Source organism: Pseudomonas sp. JR33AA, assembly GCF_021378985.1.
GTDB classification, from domain to species: Bacteria; Pseudomonadota; Gammaproteobacteria; order Pseudomonadales; family Pseudomonadaceae; genus Aquipseudomonas; species Aquipseudomonas alloputida.
This window is the reverse complement of sequence record NZ_JAJSAW010000004.1, coordinates 209748-227132: the sequence shown is the minus strand read 5'-3', so window position 1 is coordinate 227132 and position 17385 is coordinate 209748. Positions and strand designations below refer to the sequence as shown.

Here is a 17385-nt window from a genome sequence, read left to right as displayed (position 1 = left end):
TATCATAGCCGAAGCAGTCAAGCTGCTGACAGCCGGGCCCGGACAAACTGGTGTGATTTATCACGGCTTTTTGCCGCAGCCTGGCAAAATGGCCAGTGCGCGCCATGTGTCGCGACCGCCTGATCCTGCGTCTGGTGATAACCCGCGCCTTGCGCACCCTATTTTCTGATTGCCTTGAAAGAGCGAATTTCAGCATGTCCAAAGTCAAACTGAGCACCAACCACGGCGACATCGTCCTGCAACTGGATGCCGAGAAAGCGCCACTGACTACCGAAAACTTCGTTCAGTACGTCAAGGACGGCCACTACAATGGCACCGTATTCCACCGTGTGATCAAAGGCTTCATGATCCAGGGCGGCGGCTTTGAGGCCGGCATGAGCCAGAAGAAAACCCGCGCCAGCATCCAGAACGAAGCCGACAACGGCCTGAAGAACAAGAAGTACAGCATTGCCATGGCCCGTACCATGGAACCGCATTCCGCCTCGGCGCAGTTCTTCATCAACGCCTCCGACAACGACTTCCTCAACCACAGCGGCAAGAACGTGCAAGGCTGGGGTTATGCCGTATTCGGTGAAGTGATCGAAGGCCGTGAAGTGGTCGACGCCATCGAAAAAGTGGCCACCGGCTCCAAGGCTGGCCACCAGGACGTACCGAAGGACGACGTGATCATCGAGAAAGCCGAGATCATTGAGTGATCCTGCTGATCTCTGATCTGCACCTGCAAGAAGAACGCCCGGACATTTCCCGGGCGTTTCTTGATCTGCTCGATGGCCGCGCCCGCCACGCCAAGGCCCTGTACATTCTTGGTGACTTCTTCGAAGCGTGGATTGGCGACGATGCCATGACGCCCTTCCAGCAGTCGATCTGCCAGGCCATGCGCCGGCTGAGCGACAGTGGCACGGCCATCTACCTGATGCATGGCAACCGTGACTTCCTGATTGGCCAGGCCTTCTGCGATGCCGCTGGTTGCACATTGTTGAGCGACCCCAGCGTGATCGAGCTGGGCGGTGAACAGGTGCTGCTGATGCATGGCGACACCCTGTGCACCCGCGACCTGGGCTACATGAAGATGCGCCGCCTGCTGCGCAATCCGCTGAGCTTGTGGATCCTGCGCCACCTGCCGCTGTCGGCCCGCTACAGGCTGGCGCGCAAGCTGCGCAATGAAAGCCGTACACAAACGCGTATGAAGTCCACCGAGATTGTCGACGTCACACCGGAAGAAGTGCCAAAGGTGATGGCGGCGCATGGCGTGCGCACGTTGGTGCACGGCCATACCCATCGGCCAGCGATTCACAAGCTGGTGGTCGATGGCCAGCCGGCACGGCGTATCGTGCTGGGCGACTGGGACCGCCGTGGCTGGGCCTTGCAGGTCGATGACCAAGGGTTTCAGTTGGCGCCGTTCGAGTTCTCCTGACAGTACAGGGTCTCGCGGGCAAGCCCGCAGGCCCCTGTAGGAGCGGGTTTACCCGCGAATGGGCCGGCGCAGGCTGACGCCTCAGGGCTGGCTGACTACCGCCCCCTTGTCCTGCTCACTGATCACCACTTCCCGGTACTCAGGGTCTGCTTTGATCTGCGCCTCGGTAAACGGGATCACCACCAGTTGCTTGGCCGCAAATGCCTTGGTCTGATCACTGGCATGCGCCGAAGCCTTCTCACTCGACTGGGAAAATGCCAGCAGACCACGGGCTTCTGGCCCCTTGTCGGTAAAGCTGACCAGTTGCAGGTAGCTGGTGCCGCTCACCACCAGCCGTTTGCCCTGCCCGTGCGGCACGCTGTATATCGCGTTGTACACCCCTAGCGCCTGTGGGCCGCCCGGTACCGGCGTGCCATCAAGGGCCTGTTGCACCTGCCCCCAGCGCGCCTCCCCGGCAACGCCACTTTCACTGACCTGCCTGAGCGACGCCAGTGCTGCCTGATGTACCAGCCTGCTCACCGCCGCCCGCTCCACAGCCAGGCCGCGCGGGGTGTGCTGAGGGTCGGCCGGGTTGAATGCCACTCGCCAGCTTTCCGGGTGCTCGGCCAGCGCGTCGAACAGGTTCTGGAAGTGCACCAGGCCCATACCACTGTCGAGGTCGGCCTTGCCGTTCCAGGCGGCCAGGCTGCTGCACACGGCCTGCACATCTGCGCTGGCGCCCTTGCACCATTGCAGCAGGTCTGGCAACACCAGGCGGGCCAGGTACACTTCGTCATCGGTGACCATGCGCTGCAGTTCATCTACACCTAACCGGGCTTTGCCCTGCAGGCGTTGCAAGGCAAAGCGGCCACGCATGCCCAGTGGCTGGTCATTGCGGCTGACCAGTGGAGAGTAGCCGGTCAGCGGCTGCGCCGGGTTGGCCATCCAGGCAGGGTCGTTGGAGTTCTGAACGAAGTCTTCGCGCTCCAGGCTTGGCAGCAGCCGCGCCGGGAAGATGCCCGGTTGCGCCGCCTGCGCGTCAACCTTCCACTGACATGCGCTACGCGAGCCATCCAGCACCACCAGGCGCCCTTGCGCCTGCGGGTTGCTGCAGGTATTCAACAGTTGCTGGTCAACATAGGGCACTACCGACTGGTTCAGGTACAACGCCCGCCCTCCCTGATCCACAGCCAGCGTGTTGACCCAAGGAATACCTTGCAACTGCTCGACCGATCCCCTCAATGCCGCCAGGCTGTCGGCTCGGTTGATCTGGTACCACTGCTGCAACACCCGTGCGTTTTCAAGGTTGGCGTCTCGCACGCTATAGGCCGCCTGTGCATCCCAGTCCAGGCGGCCTGGCCATTGCACCACCGGGCCGAACTGCGAACTGTAGACCGGCCGCTCAATCTGGCTCAGGCTGCCATCCGTGCCCTTGACCGCAACACGAATGGTTTGCCGGGCCATAGGTAGCGACTTGCCATCGAGCACATAGCGGGTCGGGTCCTTGGGGTCGAGTTGCAGGCGGTAGAGCGTGAAGTGCTTGGAGGTGTCGACGGTGTGCGTCCACGCCAGGTGCTGGTTGAAACCAATGTTGATCACCGGCAGGCCCGGCAGCGCCGCGCCCATCACATCGAGCTGGCCGGGAATGGTCAGTTGCATCTGGTAGAAACGCATGGCGCCCATCCAGGGGAAGTGCGGGTTGGCCAGCAACAGGCCGCGGCCATTGGCTGAACGCTGCGCGCCTACTGCCACCGCATTGCTGCCGCGCTCCGTGGCGAACCGCTCCTGCCGGGCCAACGCGCTGGCAAAGCCCGCTGACGCTTGCTGACGTGTCACCGTTGGCGGTTGCGCCCCTGCCAGCGCCTCGACGAACTGCCCGACACCGCCCTCGGCCAGTAGACGGCGGGTCAGTTTGACCAGATCCTGGCTACTGATGGGCCGCACCCATTCACCATCGCCACACTCGGCGGGCAGCCCTTGACGACGGCGCTCGAGCAACGCCCGGTTGTAGCCACTGGCATAACCCGCCAGCAATGCCTGTACCGGCGCGGGTTGCGCCTGCAGGAAGGCCTCGACCGCCACGGGGTTATTGAGCCAGGTGAAGAACAGGTCGCTGGCCAGGTTGTCACGCTGCTCCAGGGTCTTGCCCTTGGCGCCGAAATAGCGCGAGCGCTCACCGCTCACGGTCAGCACTTCATTGGCGAGCAGGCATAGGTTGTCCTGGGCGTAGGCATAGCCGACGCCATAGCCCAGGCCACGCTCATCCTTGGCCACGATATGCGGTACGCCGTAACGGGTATAGCGGATCTGCGCACTGGCATCGGCTATCGCGGGCTGCGCCTGCACTCCGACGCTGATGGCCACCAAGGCAGCGGCCAGGCCGGCGCAAGTCATGGGACGGCAAAGTGGAAACACGGGCACTCCTCGGGTTCGGGGGTCATCCCGATCAGACGAATGGCCAGATGAATATTTTACCTATTACAAGGCGATGGATCGTCTTGATAAGAAACAGGCATTTTTTTCACGAATGGGTTGCAGTTTTTGCGTTCTCATTCGTCCTAGTAAGTGAGCCACCCACATTTCGGGTTCGTCCACGAAAAGGAGCATTCGCATGTACAACCCGCAAACCGCGATCCAGGCCGGGCGCGTGCCAGGCAAAGCGTCCAAGGGACAGGACGTATTGGCTGAAGAACGAATCGGCAATGAACAGATCCGTGAGCTGTTGCGCACCTTCGGCCTGCGCACCAGCCTGATCCGCCTGAAGGTTATCGATGCCTTGCATGCCGCCGACCGCAATGGCCGCAGTATTGGCGTGCGCGGGGTGCACGCACAACTGGAACAGCTGGATATCCCGCTGTCATTCCTCAGTGTGCGAGAAGTGCTCAAGCGCCTGTGCACCGAAGGCGTCATACAACTGGGTAGCGACAAGTGCTACAGGCTCGACCCCCAGGCGCGCGCCGTACTGGAGCAAACACCCTCGCGCTGAGCGCATGGCCGGCCATACCTGGCCGGCCCGCACAGATCAGGGCTTGACCTTGCGCCGCAGAATGCCGTTGATCACCACGACCACCACGGCAATGGCGATGGCCAGCATCTGGAAGGTCTGCTCACTGATCGTGCCCTGCTTCTGCAGGTGGGACAGGCCCAGCATCAGGCCCAGTACCACCAGGATGATCAGAAGTGAATATTTGAGGCGCTGCACGTGTGTCATCGAATGTTCCTTGCAACATCAGGGGCAAATGGCTCGCAACGAGCCGCCGCAATGATACAACGGCACCGCCCCCGGCGCTGGATTTCCTGCTGGCTGGGGTGACGTCAGCCTGAAAGCATGGGGCTTCCTAGCACCCACGCCGGAGGCACCATGTACAAACCCCTGTTGTTCGCATCGCTGTTACTGACCCCGCTCTCCCTTCATGCACTGGACACTCAGCAGACGCCGCCCGAACACCTGCTCGATCTGGGCCGCCAGTTGGCCACCCATGCCGGTGCCAGCCAATGGCAACAACTGTGGCAACGCGTACGCCAGGCCGGCTACCTGCAGACAGAAACTGCACCGGTACATTTCAGCGTGCCCACAGCCCGCTTGCCCGACCTGGCCCGACTAACACTGGCGCAGGCCGACCTGGCGCAGCCACTGCGGCAGACCCAGGTACTGTACCGCCGCCACTTTGCCGACCAGGTCATCGGCCAGCGCAACGGCCAGCCGTTGCACGCGCTGTGCCTGCTGGTCGATTGGCGCACGTTGCCGCCAGGCATGCACGCCACCCCTCAAGCCTATCTGGGAAGTGCCAGCTTGCTGAGCAGCTACCCCTGCGATTGAGGGGGGCCGCACCCATTCCGCATCGTTGCGAGCGACCCGACAGGAAATCAGGAGGCACAGCCAGATGTCGATGCCATTTCCTACAGAGCCAGATATCGCTGCCTGCAAATCCTGTTCACCGAAGCTACAACCCCCAACCCATATGCCGCCTAGCGACGCGCCTCGGCTGTCGCACAGAATTTGTTCACACCTTCGACATAACGCCGCGGGTGATCGGGTCGCACATCCCATCTACCCCGAAGGAGCGCCATATGCAAACGCCAGATTTGAGCCAGATCGATATCAGCCAACTGCCCCACTCACTGCAGGCCCTGATCGACTGCATCGGCATCGAAAACGCCTACCAACTGACCTGCGCCTACGGCGGCAGGCCCAAGTACATCCCCAAGCACCGCGAGCGCACCAAGCTCGCTGACGTGCTACCGGCCGAAGCGCTCGACGCACTGATCAAGCGTTTCGCCGGGGTCGCCCTGGAGATCCCCAAGGCTGACCACTTTCTGCGTCAGCTGCGCAACCAGCAGATCCAGAAGGAAAGCGCCAACGGCTTGTCCCGCAGCCTGCTGGCCAACAAGTACGGCCTGAGCCTGCGTCAGATCGGCAACATCCGGCGCCAGGAGCTTTGCACGCGCTGACGCCCGTACACCTTGCCTGCTATTCGCGGCTGCCTTACCCCACTCCAATAGAGCGAGCTTCCCGATATGTCGTTAGATAACAGCCTGATAGGCTCCGTGGTCAATGCACTGCCGATGGACCGCATGATCGCCGGCCCCTTGCAGGCCATGGTCCAGGCGCAGGTAACCGCCAGCAAATCGTACGCCGACTTCCTGATGCAGGTATGCGTCCAGGATGGCAAGGCAGTCGCCATCCAGTTCGACTACGATGAAACCATCGTCGACGAACAGGGCGAATACAAAGGCGTGGTCAGCAAGACCATGAAAGTGCCGCTGATGGCGGCCATTACCCACCCGAATATTTCCATCGAAGAGGGTACTGTAGAGTTCGAGCTGGTTATCAATCAGATGTCGGAGGATGTTTCCAGCAAGGACATGAATGCAGAAGCTACCGGCTCACTGGGATGGGGGCCGTTCAAACTGAACGTGAAAGGCAGCGTGAGTCACAAATCCACGCAAACCCGCAAAACAGATACCCGCGCCCGTTATGCCTTCAACACGACCCTGAAGCGTCAGGAACCGCCCGAAGCGATGATGAGGGTAATCGAGTTTCTCACCGACGCCGCAACCAAACCAACCGTTGTCCGAACCGCCGAACTGGAAAGCCTGGACGAAATATCCCAGGCGGATACCTTGAAACGGCCCGCACCTGCAACCCTGCCGACCCCGTAAAACGCTAGCGTTTACCCCCATAGCCCCTCCTGCCGGTTGCGGGAGGGGCACACCCTGGCCTGAGGAGTCGAATCGTTGCAAAAGCCCCCCGCACCCATGACCTCCATTGACCTGCGTGAAATTACCCGCGGTCTGCAAGAAGCCGCCAGTGCCACCAACAGCCTGATTGCCCAGCAGTACATCACCCTGTTCGACCAGTTTTTCGAGTGCGACACCGAGGCGCTGGGCGCCCCCATGAAAGCCAAGATGGTCGAGGTGGCCATGGATGGGCAGCACATCATGCGCGTCCCCCTGTTTGCGCTGGTGTCACCCAAAGGCCTGGCCCTTGAGCGCATGCAGGTCGACCTGTCGGTAAGGGTCAAAGGCACCGAGGCGCAGCAGGCACTGCTGAACGCAAGCGAGAGCAAGGCCGCCAGTTTCAAGGTCACCATTGGCGGCCAAGGCCGTCAGGGCGAAAACCGAGACCCGGACGAAGTGCAGATCCGCATGCAGTTCCAGGCAAGCGAACCGCCAGAGGCCCTGAATCGGTTGATCGAGGAATACACCAACCTGATCGTCCCGGTACGCGCCACCACCCCACCGTCCTCGCCCGACACCAACGAGTTCATCGAGGCGGCCACCGTGCGTTGATGGCCGCCACGCTGCGGGCCTAGAAGTCGCGCTTGTAGAAGATATCCAGTGAGCTTGCCAGCCCACTGGCGGCCTCGAGGTAAACCTTCTTGCTCAGCTTGTAACGCAACGCGATCGTGTTGGCCGGTTCGAACACGCCCACCCCGTAACGAAGGCTCAGCTTCTCGGTGATGTTGCCGCTGGCGACCACGCTGGTGCTGTTGCCAGAACCTTCGGTATCCAGCTGAAAGTCGTCGATCCCCAGGCTCGACGCCAGGCTGCCGGTAATGCCTGCGCTCCCGGCAAGGCCCAGGCCAAGGGCCGCCTCGGCCAGCATGTTGTTATCTTCGCCGCTATTGCCCAATGGCCGCCCCAGTACCAGGTACGAAAGCGCCTGCTCCTGGCTCATGGCCGGTTCCGAGAACACTTTGGTCGTCGGCTGCTCGGCGCTGCCGCTCAGGCGGATGCCGGCAATTACATCGTCAACCTTGCGGATCGCTTCGATGTCCAGGTATGGCTGGTCGATCGGGCCGGCGAACAGCAGACGCGCCCGGCGTATGGTGAGGCGCTGACCGTAGGCACGATAGCGGCCGTCTGCCAGGCTCAGTTCGCCACGGGTATCGAGGTTATCGCCGATGTGCACATGACCCAGCAGGTTGGCAGTAAGCCCGAAGCCGCTGAACGACAGCTTGTCGCGGCCGACTTCGACATCGATGTCCATGGCCATTGCCATGGGCGGTTTGCCTTCCTCGGTCTGGTGACCGACGATTACCGTGTCATCCGACACCTTGACCGTGGACGGCGGCAGCTCACGTACCGTGATCTTGCCCTTGGGCACCTGCACCTTGCCGGTCACCGCCAGCTTGTCATTGATCAGGCGCAAGGTCAGGTCCGGGGCAACTTCCAGTGTGGCGTAGGGCTCGACCGCGACCGGCAGTTGCTGGCCTTGCAGACGCACATCCATGCCCAGTGCCTGCCCCCAGGTGAGGTTGCCGCTCAGCTGGCCACGTCCCGCCTCGCCACTGCGCCAGTTACCGTTGAGCTGCACTTGCTCGCCGGCAATCAGCGCCTGCAATGACAGGTCCTGAAGGCTGGCCGGCAGCTCGGCACCACTGACCTCGCCACCACTGAGCATCAGGTTGCCGTTGACCTGAGGTGCCAGCAAGGTGCCTGAAAGCCGACCACTGCCATTGAGCTGCCCGGCCAGGCGTTCGACCATGGGCACGAATGGGCGGGCCACCGACAGGTCCAGCCCGGCCAGGCGGAAATCACCCGACAACGGTTTGTTCTTGCCCAGCGGATCGAGCCGGGCGTTGACGTTCAGCTCCCCCAGGCGCTCGCCGCGAAACGCCAGGCGCGTATCGATGCGCCGCGGTGCCAGCGTGCTGTCCAGGCGCAGGGCCTGGTAAGGGAAATCGACCCAGCGGCCGTTGTCGCGCACGCGCAAGGTGCCGCCACTGGCATCGACAACAACAGTGCCCTTGGGGCCGCTGGCCGGGATTTCCAGGTTGATATCGGCATTGAGCAGGCCTTGCCAGGCAAAGTCCTTCGGCAGCCACTGGGCCAGGCTGCCCAGCGGGAACTGCTTGAGGTGATAGCGCAGGCGCGGTTCGGGGGCCAGCCGCTGATCGTCCCCACACAGGCTGGCCTGGCCGGAGCGCCAGCAGTGGGCCCCAAAGTCGAGCTGGCCGCTGGCCAGCCGCTGCAGGCGTGCAGGCGCCTGCAACTGCCAGTCCTGGCCACCGGCCTGGATTCGTCCAGTGGCCAGGCGCCCGCGCCAGTCACCTTTGCTCAGCTGGCCATCCAGGCCAAGGTCTAGCTTGAGCTGCGGACCGTCCAGCGACAGGGTCAAGGCCTGTTGGCGAATGTCGCCTTTGCCGTTGGCCTGCAAGGTGCCCAAGGCTGTATCACCCAGGTGGATACCGGTTGCCTTGAGCCCGACTACACCGCGTTGGGCGTTGTCCAGGCGGGCATCCAGGTCCAGCTGCTGCAGGCGGTTTTCGCCCTGGGCCAAGCGCTGGCCCTGCAGGGTGAGCGTACCTTGCGGGGCCTGCAAGGTGCCGGCGACATCCAGCCGCCCCTTGACCCGGCCTTGCAGCCTTGGCCACAACTGGCCCAGGCGCGGCAAGTCAAGGTCGATTTGCCCAGCCAGGCGCTGTTGCAAGCTGCCACTGCCGTTGATGCGGTTGTCACCTAGCTGGATAGCCAGCGCGCCCAGGGTCCAGCTTTGCCCTGCCCCTTGGGCCTCGGCCTTGAGCATGGCTGGCTGACCACGCAGGCGGCCTTTGAGATCAAGCTGGGCATCGAGGGTAAGTGCATCGCCTTTCAGTTCGCCTTTGCTGCGCAGTGGTCCCGCCAGGGTACCGGGCAGTTCGGCCAGCCAGTAGGCCGGGTCGAGCGCGGAAAGCTGCAGGTCGACATCCCAGGCCAGGGTGTCGGCAAAACGTACGGCGACACTGCCGGCTGCCTTGCCCTGGCCGGCGGTCAGCGCCAACTGCGGCAGTTTCACCTGGGCGAGGTCACCTTCGAACGGGCTGGCCAGGCTGAACGCTCCCGCCGGGCCGTCCAGGTCCCCCGTGAAGGTCCCCTGGTAATTGCCATCGCGATAATGCACCTGGGTGTTGAAGCGCTTGAGGGTGACCTCGGGCGGTGTCTCCAGTGGGAACAGACGCAACCACGGGAAGTCCTGCCAGTCCAGCTGCGCATCGGCGCTCAGGCCTTGCTGCCAGTCAGCCGTGGCTTGCAGCTTGACCCGTTGGCTGTCGCTGGCGGTCAGGTCCAGGGCGTCAAGCCGGGCGCCCTTACTGTCGACCAGCCCGGACAGGGCCAAGGCGATGGGTGACTGCTCAGCCGGCAGGCTGGCCGTGCCAGACAGTTGATAGCCATTGAGCAGATCGCCCTTGGCATCGAGCTTGAGCTGGTTCAGTTGCAAGGTATCAGGCAACGCGCCTGCCGGTTTGAACGCCTCGGAGCGGATCTGCAAGGTCGCCGGCAGGTGCTCGGCCAATGCCTGCAACTGCCCGCTCAATGTGGCATCGAGGTAACCACTGCTGGTGCCGGCGAGTGCCAACGTCTTCTGCAATTGGCCACTGGCCGTCAGTGTCAGTTGCCAAGGTTTTGCGTCTACCGCAGGCAACTGCAATTGCGCCTGCAGTTGCACCGGCCAGTCGCCTTCGGGTTGCAGGTCGCCCTGCAGGTTCAATTGCAAGTCATCGCGCAGCAACCGCAGGCTGTCAATGCGTATCCCGCGGGTGGTCCAGTGCGCAGCCAGTTGCAAATCGCCAAGCAGGTCGCTGCCATCCAGGCGCAGCTGCCCGACCTTGACCTCGCCCAGTTCGATGGCTAGCGGCAAGCGCAGGGCTGGCAATTGCAGCGGGGCGCTTTCGGTCGGTTCGGTGCTTGGCGCAAAGGCCATGTCAATGCGGTGTGCCTGCAACCGATCAATGCACAAGGTAGCGCGCAGCAAACAAGCAGGCGACCAGGCCAGCAATGGCGCCTGCATCTCCACCTTGCTGCTACCGTCGGCCCAGCTCAGCCGGCTGGCCTGCCAACTGCCCGCCAGGCGACCCTGGAAGTCGGCCACTTCAAGCCCGGGTACCTTGCCCAGTACCCAGCGGCTGCCGCCCTGGGTACCCAGCAGCAAGCCGAGCACCAGGCCCATGCCCGCCACGCCCCCAAGCAGGCCCAGTGAAATATATTTGATTACGCGCTTCACAGCTCAGGCCCCATGGAAAAGTGCAGGCGAATGCCCCCTTCGTCATCCAGCGCCTTGGCCAGGTCCAGACGCAGCGGCCCGACCGGCGACACCCAGCGCACACCAAAGCCGACACCGGTCTTGAGGCTGGGCAGTTCCAGGTCGTTGAACGAGTTGCCTTGGTCGACGAACGTCGCCACCCGCCATTTTTCGGTCAGCGAATACTGGTACTCGACACTGCCTGCCACCAGGTAGCGCCCGCCAATACGGTCACCGTCGCTGTTCTTCGGCGACAGGGTCTGGTAGTCGTAACCGCGCACGCTCTGGTCGCCACCCGCGAAGAAACGCAGCGACGGCGGAATGTTGTTCTTGAAGCCATTGGTTGCACTGCCACCAAACTGTACCCGCCCCAGAAAGCGGTGGTTGTGGCCAAGCGTGGTCAGGCCTTTGAGCAAAACGTTGCCGTGCAGCAGGTTGGTGTCGGAAACCAGCCCTTCCTTGGCCCCTTGAACATCGAACTGTAGGCGATAGCCGTTGTGCGGATCGATGCGGTTGTCACTGCGCAGGAAGGAATAGCTGATGCCAGGCATCAACAGATTACTCAAACCCGAGTCGTCACCCAGGCGATATTCTTCGCGTTGGTACTTGAGCGAAATCACCCGCTGCCAGCCACTGGGCAGCTTGCTGTGCCACTCGGGGCCGACCGTCAACAGCTTGCTGAGCGTGTCGGTGCCGGCAAGCTCCTCGTTCTGGTAACCACCGGCGAAGCGCAGCTTGTCGGTCAGTGGCGGATCGAGCGGAATGTCATACCACAGGCCCACGTTCTGGCGCGGGGCCGACAGTTCGGTTTCCCAGCCATAGCTGTGACCTTGCGGGTTGACCCAGTGGCGGGTCCAGTTGGCCTTGCCGCGCGGCCCGACGTCGGTCGAGAAGCCCAGGCCAAGGCCCATGGTGCGTGGTTTACGGGTTTCCAGGTGAACATCCACCGGGACGTCTTCGCCCACAGCAGCAGTGGGCGCCGCATCCACACGCACGCCTTCGAAATAGCCGCTCGACTGCAGGTCGTTGTTCAGTTCCGCAATCAGTTCCGAGTCGTAAGGGGTGCCCGGTTTGAACGAAACCATGCGCTGCAGCAGGTCCTCGTCCAGCGGCGTATCGCCACCGAAGGTGACGGCGCCCAGGCGATAACGCGGGCCACTCTGGTAGACCAGTTCGATGTCCGCCACACCGGCTTGTGGGTCGACGGCCAGGCGCTGGCTACTGAAGCGCCCACTGAAGAAGCCATAGCGCGACGCCTGGTTCTGGATTAACCGCTTGGCATCCTCGTAATGGCCGTGATTGAGTTGTTCACCCGCGCGCAGGGCCTTGCTGTCAGGCACGCGGAAGGCCTTCATCTCGCTGGCAGGGCCCTCGATGCGCACGGTCACGTTGCGCAGGCGGATCGGTTCGCCCGGGTCGATATTGATGATCAGTTGCGGGGGATGGTCGGCGTCGCTGGCGGGCTTGACCTCGGTATCGATCTGCGCTTGATAGTAGCCAAGTGCCTGCGCCGCTTTGCGCGCCTGCTCCTCAGCCCCGCGACTGAAGCGCAAAAGTGCTTCTTCGTCGCGGTCACCCAATGTGCCTATATAGCCTTCGACATTGGCCTTGAGCGCCTTGTTGGCCGGCTTCACCTTCACCAACAACTCGCTCTGGCCCCATGCTGCGAAACTGGCGACCCAGAAAACCAGGCCCCAGGTCAATCTTCCTGAATACGTCATGCGGCGCATGCTACCAGAGCCAGGCGCTCAAGGGAGCCGCCCGGCGGCCTGTTCAGGCAAAAGCGGGTTTTGAAGAGACTGGATTAGGATGAAAGAACACCCTCTCTCGGATCGGTCCTACAGCTACTTCGCCAATTTCCTCATAACCCTGACGCTGGTAAAAAGCCAGGTAGTGCTCGTTACCGGTATCCAGCACCACCCCTTGGGTGCCTGGGTCCTCCGCGCACCAGTCGTGCACAGCTTGTAACAATTGCTCGCCGTAGTGCTTGCCCTGAAATTGCGGATGCACCCCCAGCAAAGGCAGCACATGCACCTGGTCAGTGGGCAGACAGGTGGCCAGGGCGGCCTGGTAGTCCATGTAGCGACGCGTACAGCGCAGGCCGGTACCCAGCATCATGCGCAGGCGCCAGGCCCAGCTGTCGGCCACGCCCAGCCTGCGTAGCGGCGGCACGATCAGGGCCAGGGCAATGAGGCGGTCCTCGACCAGCAGACCGATGGCGGGCAGCTGCAGGTAGAAGTGCTGGCGCACCCATTCACGCACCATCACCCGCAGGCGCCGCTCATACCCCGTGCGCTGGGCTTCGAAGATATAGGCGAAGGTGGGCTCGTGGCGGTAGGCGTTGTACAACAGCGAACGCGCCTCGCGGCTGTAACCGTCGTCGAGCAGGCAGACACGGGCCGGGGCGGCTATGGTTTCGGGCATTGCGGGCAGACCTCCTGGAATGGGCGTTCAGTGCCTTGGAGGTGCCCCTGCGCGCTTCGTTCACCCCCAACAGCACGTTAGCAGCAGGCTCGCCTGGCCGCCATGCTGGTGATGAAGGTCGATGTCGGCTAGCATCGCGCCTTTTTACCGGGATTGTCTTTCCATGAAGATCGTCTGTTTCAACATCAACGGCCTGCGGGCCCGCCCGCATCAGCTGGCGGCGCTGATCGAAAAGCATCAGCCGGACGTGATCGGCCTGCAGGAAACCAAGGTCAGCGACGATCAGTTCCCGCTGGCCGACGTGCAGGCACTGGGTTACCACGTGCACTACCATGGCCAGAAAGGCCACTACGGCGTGGCCCTGCTGTCGCGCCAGGCGCCGCTGAGCCTGCACAAGGGCTTTGCCACCGACGAAGAAGATGCCCAGCGCCGCTTCATCTGGGGTACCTTCGCCGATGCCGACGGCAGCCCGATCACCATCATGAACGGCTATTTCCCCCAGGGCGAAAGCCGCGACCACCCCACCAAGTTCCCGGCCAAGCAGCGCTTCTACAGCGACCTGCAGGCACTGCTGGAAAGCCAGTTCCGCAACGACCAGCCAGTGCTGGTGATGGGCGACATGAACATCTCGCCGCAAGACTGTGATATCGGCATTGGCCCGGACAACGCCAAACGCTGGCTGAAGACCGGCAAGTGCAGTTTCTTGCCGGAGGAGCGTGAGTGGATGGAACGTTTGAAAGGCTGGGGGCTGGTGGACAGCTTCCGCCACCTGCATCCGGACGTGACCGACCGTTTCAGCTGGTTCGACTACCGAAGCCGCGGCTTCGAGGACGAGCCCAAGCGCGGCCTGCGCATCGACCTGATCATGGCCTCGCAGCAGCTGGTGCCGCGCATCAAGGCAGCAGGCGTGGACTATGAGCTGCGCGGGATGGAAAAGCCGTCGGACCATGCGCCGATCTGGCTGGAGTTGAGCTGATTCTGATCACGGGCCCAAGGCGCACCCCTTGGGCCCACACTCATAACCCCAACCTCAACGCCTCCCCCACCCCCGCCCCACGCACATCGTCCGCCGCGCTGACCAAGGCAAAGTTATAAGCCCCATGCGACCAGTACCGCGCCTCCAGCTGGCCATCGACCCGCTGCCCGTCCGGCATGCGCCGATACAGGTTGCCCGGAGAACGCAGGAACAGGCTGATGCGCTGCCCCTTGCCATCTTCGAACACCAGTAATGCAGCTGGGCCCTGCTCGTTGCTGAGCAAACGCGCGCCCACCGGTTTGAAGCCATAGCCCGCCAGGTCCGGTAACTGGCCCACCCGGCTGAAATGGCGCCCCAGCCAGTCGCGTAACTGCCCAGGATCACTGACCTGGATATCCAGTGCTTCACTGCTGGCGAACAAACGGTGCGCCTGAACAGCATCAGCCATGGGCAGGTCGACCCGCGCCAAGGTTGCATCGCGCACTTGCCAGCCGCCCAAGCCCCCCACACCCAACGCCAGCATCACCACCGCCGCCGCAGCCCAACGCCGCTGCCGACGCTGGCGCAACTGCGTACGCAACTGGCCAAGATCCAGCTGCGCCGCACCGGGCAGCTCGCCCAATCCGGCCAGCGCTGTGCGCAGCCGCCGGGCATCGGCACGCCAACCTTCCACCCGTGCCGCAGCTTGCGGATTGGCCGCCAGCCAGGCCTGCACTTCGGCCCGGCGCACAGGTTCCAGGCGCTCATCGACGTAAGCGTGCAATTCGTCATCGCTGGGGATCAGGCGCTTCATTTCAGTCTCCGCAAGGCCGGGGGCTGGGGGTTGCCCTCGGTCAGTTCGCGCAAGGCAACGCGCGCGCGCGACAGGCGCGACATCACAGTGCCGATGGGGATGCCCAAGGCCTGGGCGGCCTCCTTGTAACTCAAGCCTTCGATGCTGACCAGCAACAACAAGGCACGCTGCTCCGCCGTCAGCTGGGCAAACGCCTGCAGGTCGGCCTGTGCCAGAATGATGGTTTCGAGGTTGTCACCGACCGGCTCCTCGTCGTGCTCGTTACGGCCGAACCAGGACAACCAGCGCGCATGCAATCGCTCGCGGCGCTTACCGTCGAGGAACTGCCGATAAAGGATGGTGAATAGCCAGGCACGCAGAGCATCGGCGTCCCGTTGCTGGTCGCGACGGTTCAGGGCCCGCTCGACCGTAGCCTGCACCAGGTCGTCAGCGCTACCCGGCTCACGGGTGAGCCACACGGCAAAGCGGCGCAGGCGAGCCAGCAGCTCGCGCCACTGGTGGTCGTCCAAATCATGCATGGCTAGGTCCCGGCCTCTGGGTCGTCAGTGTAAAGGGCAGACGCCTGTGAACACATTCTATTCCCGATGAGGGAATAACTTTTTCTCTGATACGTCGTACTGGCATCTTCACTGAACCGGACGATGACCATGAACACACCCTTGCACGGCCCGGCCAAAGCCTTGCGCCTGGCCGCCATTGGCGGCACGCTGCTGGCCGCAGGTGCCGGTTTTGCCTATGCCGCCGGCTGGCTCGGCGAAACCCGACTGACGCCACAGCGCATCATCGACACCTTCGAAGCCCAGGCCGGGCATTACCCCGGCTACCGCAAGAACCACGCCAAGGGCTTGTGCGTGAGCGGCTACTTCCAGGCCAGCGGGCAGGCCGCCAACCTGTCCACGGCGCGCGCCTTTAGCCAGCAACGGGTGCCGGTGGTTGGCCGTTTTGCCATTGGCGGTGCCAACCCGTTCGCCCCGGATACGGGTATACCCGTACGCAGCCTGGCGATTGAGCTAAGCACCGACGACGGCCAGGTCTGGCGGACCGGCATGAACAACCCTCCGGTGCTGGCAGTCAGCACGCCGCAAGGGTTCTACCAGCAAGTACTGGCGAACGCACCAGACCCGGCTACCGGCAAACCCGACCCTGGCAAGCTGCAGGCGTTCTTCGCCGCCCACCCGGAAACTGCGGCGTTTCGACAATGGGCGGCAAGTTACAAACCCAGCGACAGCTTTGCCAGCACGCAGTACCACAGCATCAATGCCTTCCGCCTGATCGACGCAACTGGCGCGGCCCACCCGGTGCGTTGGCAGCTTGAGCCGCAAACGGCATTTACAGCATTGCCCGCGCAGGTTGATGACAAGCAATTCCTGCAACACGACTTGCAGCAGCGCCTTGCCCAAGGCCCGCTGCGCTGGAAGCTGCGCCTGGTACTGGCCGAACCGGGCGATGCCGTGGACGACCCTGCCCGGCCGTGGCCCGCCGAGCGACGCAGCGTGGACGCTGGCACTCTGGTGCTGGAACAGGTAGACGCCCCCGAGCAAGGGGCCTGCCGCGATCTCAACTTCGACCCGCTGATCCTGCCCCGCGGCATAGAGGCGTCGGCCGATCCGATCCTCGCCGCCCGCTCGGCCGCCTATTCGGAATCGTTCAACCGCCGTAGCCGCGAATCGCTCAGCACCGGAGCCAAGCCATGAAACCTCAAGCCTTCCACCCTTTCGCCCGCTTGTTGCACTGGCTGATGGCCGTGCTGATTCTGGCCATGCTGTTCATCGGCGTGAGCATGGTCGCCGACCTGTCGCTACGCCACCCGGTGCTGATCAGCCTGCACAAGGTCACCGGGCTCGCCCTGATGGTGCTGGTGGTACTGCGCATCGCTGTGCGCCTGACCCTACCTCACCCGCCCCTGCCGAACGATCTGCCAAAACTGCAGCGCTGGGCCGCCGGAGCCTCGCATCTGCTGCTCTATGGCCTGATGCTGGCCATGCCATTGCTGGGCTGGGCCATGCTGTCGGCAGGCGATTACCCGCGCCCGCTCGGTTTGCCCGCCATCGCCCCCCACAACCTGCAGCTGTATGCCGTGTTGCGCCTGGCCCATGGCTGGGCCGGCTACCTGCTTTTCGCCACGGTGCTGGTGCATGTGGGGGCAGCCTTGATGCATGCGTGGGTGCGCCGCGACGGTGTGTTGCGTAGCATGTGGCCTGGCCCCTTGCACCGCAGCGAATGACGGTAGCAGCACGGGGCTCGATAATCGATAATGATTCCTAATATTATCGGTTTGTTTGCCACTCTGCCCT

Annotated in this window: 17 protein-coding genes; 10 read left to right on the top strand and 7 right to left on the bottom strand. The window is 63.1% G+C overall.

All coding sequences use genetic code 11. The features are described 5' to 3' along the window. Nucleotides 1–194 precede the first annotated feature (194 nt). Nucleotides 195–695: a peptidylprolyl isomerase gene (locus LVS58_RS09210; protein ID WP_010953805.1), complete on the top strand. Its 501-nt coding sequence runs from the start codon at nt 195–197 to the stop codon at nt 693–695. Next, nucleotides 692–1414, top strand: a complete 723-nt coding sequence (locus tag LVS58_RS09205) for a UDP-2,3-diacylglucosamine diphosphatase (RefSeq protein WP_060544958.1) — start codon at nt 692–694, stop codon at nt 1412–1414. Before LVS58_RS09210 ends, LVS58_RS09205 begins: the two co-directional genes overlap by 4 nt. An 81-nt stretch (nt 1415–1495) precedes the next feature. Here the strand turns inward: LVS58_RS09205 and pvdQ are convergent, their stop codons facing one another. Continuing rightward, nucleotides 1496–3808 carry a bifunctional acylase PvdQ gene (gene pvdQ / locus LVS58_RS09200; RefSeq protein WP_442796450.1) on the bottom strand — a complete coding sequence of 771 codons (2313 nt, stop codon included), beginning with the start codon at nt 3806–3808 and terminating at the stop codon, nt 1496–1498. A 196-nt stretch (nt 3809–4004) separates the two neighbouring features. On the opposite strand from pvdQ, the gene LVS58_RS09195 reads away from it, so the two are divergent. Then, a complete protein-coding gene (locus tag LVS58_RS09195; protein WP_233690800.1) occupies nt 4005–4379 on the top strand; it encodes a fe2+ zn2+ uptake regulation protein in 375 nt (124 codons plus the stop codon). Between the two features lie 36 nt (nt 4380–4415). On the opposite strand, the gene LVS58_RS09190 is transcribed toward LVS58_RS09195, so the two are convergent. Then, a complete protein-coding gene (locus LVS58_RS09190) occupies nt 4416–4604 on the bottom strand; it encodes a hypothetical protein (RefSeq protein ID WP_003248064.1) in 189 nt (62 codons plus the stop codon). Nucleotides 4605–4754: 150 nt separating this feature from the next. Between LVS58_RS09190 and LVS58_RS09185 the strand changes: the two genes are divergently transcribed. The 4 genes from LVS58_RS09185 (at nt 4755) to LVS58_RS09170 (ending at nt 7186) form a co-directional block, all read left to right on the top strand. Beyond that, nucleotides 4755–5213 (top strand): hypothetical protein, encoded by a 459-nt coding sequence (locus LVS58_RS09185; protein ID WP_233690799.1) that lies wholly within the window; start codon nt 4755–4757, stop codon nt 5211–5213. A gap of 251 nt (nt 5214–5464) precedes the next feature. Continuing rightward, entirely contained in the window at nt 5465–5845 is a 381-nt protein-coding gene (locus LVS58_RS09180; protein ID WP_233690798.1) for a Mor transcription activator family protein, read from the top strand. A 66-nt stretch (nt 5846–5911) separates the two neighbouring features. After that, nucleotides 5912–6556 (top strand): DUF2589 domain-containing protein, encoded by a 645-nt coding sequence (locus LVS58_RS09175; RefSeq protein WP_233690797.1) that lies wholly within the window; start codon nt 5912–5914, stop codon nt 6554–6556. Between the two features lie 75 nt (nt 6557–6631). Then, the gene (locus LVS58_RS09170; protein WP_233690796.1) at nt 6632–7186 is read left to right on the top strand and encodes a DUF2589 domain-containing protein; all 555 of its coding nucleotides are present in this window, start codon (nt 6632–6634) and stop codon (nt 7184–7186) included. A gap of 19 nt (nt 7187–7205) precedes the next feature. Here LVS58_RS09170 and LVS58_RS09165 read toward each other — a convergent pair whose 3' ends face one another. The 3 genes from LVS58_RS09165 to LVS58_RS09155 are packed head-to-tail and all read right to left on the bottom strand — an operon-like array spanning nt 7206 to nt 13322. Further along, nucleotides 7206–10880 (bottom strand): translocation/assembly module TamB domain-containing protein, encoded by a 3675-nt coding sequence (locus LVS58_RS09165; protein WP_233690795.1) that lies wholly within the window; start codon nt 10878–10880, stop codon nt 7206–7208. Further along, nucleotides 10877–12619, bottom strand: coding sequence for an autotransporter assembly complex protein TamA (locus tag LVS58_RS09160; protein WP_233690929.1), 1743 nt, complete (start codon nt 12617–12619; stop codon nt 10877–10879). Before LVS58_RS09160 ends, LVS58_RS09165 begins: the two co-directional genes overlap by 4 nt. Before the next feature lie 52 nt (nt 12620–12671). Beyond that, complete coding sequence (locus tag LVS58_RS09155) at nt 12672–13322, bottom strand: GNAT family N-acetyltransferase (RefSeq protein ID WP_233690794.1); 651 nt, start codon at nt 13320–13322, stop codon at nt 12672–12674. Nucleotides 13323–13485: 163 nt separating this feature from the next. Here LVS58_RS09155 and xthA point away from each other — a divergent pair, with 163 nt between their 5' ends. Continuing rightward, on the top strand, nt 13486–14298 hold the full coding sequence (gene xthA / locus LVS58_RS09150) for an exodeoxyribonuclease III (protein ID WP_233690793.1): 813 nt from the start codon (nt 13486–13488) through the stop codon (nt 14296–14298). A 40-nt stretch (nt 14299–14338) separates the two neighbouring features. Here xthA and LVS58_RS09145 read toward each other — a convergent pair whose 3' ends face one another. Together LVS58_RS09145 and LVS58_RS09140 are read right to left on the bottom strand one after the other, a co-directional pair. Then, a complete protein-coding gene (locus LVS58_RS09145) occupies nt 14339–15091 on the bottom strand; it encodes an anti-sigma factor family protein (protein WP_233690792.1) in 753 nt (250 codons plus the stop codon). Further along, entirely contained in the window at nt 15088–15609 is a 522-nt protein-coding gene (locus LVS58_RS09140) for a sigma-70 family RNA polymerase sigma factor (RefSeq protein ID WP_233690791.1), read from the bottom strand. The genes LVS58_RS09145 and LVS58_RS09140 overlap by 4 nt, the downstream gene beginning before the upstream one ends. Before the next feature lie 123 nt (nt 15610–15732). On the opposite strand from LVS58_RS09140, the gene LVS58_RS09135 reads away from it, so the two are divergent. Then, entirely contained in the window at nt 15733–16785 is a 1053-nt protein-coding gene (locus LVS58_RS09135) for a catalase family peroxidase (protein ID WP_233690790.1), read from the top strand. Continuing rightward, a complete protein-coding gene (locus tag LVS58_RS09130) occupies nt 16782–17315 on the top strand; it encodes a cytochrome b (RefSeq protein ID WP_233690789.1) in 534 nt (177 codons plus the stop codon). The genes LVS58_RS09135 and LVS58_RS09130 overlap by 4 nt, the downstream gene beginning before the upstream one ends. Nucleotides 17316–17385 lie beyond the last annotated feature (70 nt).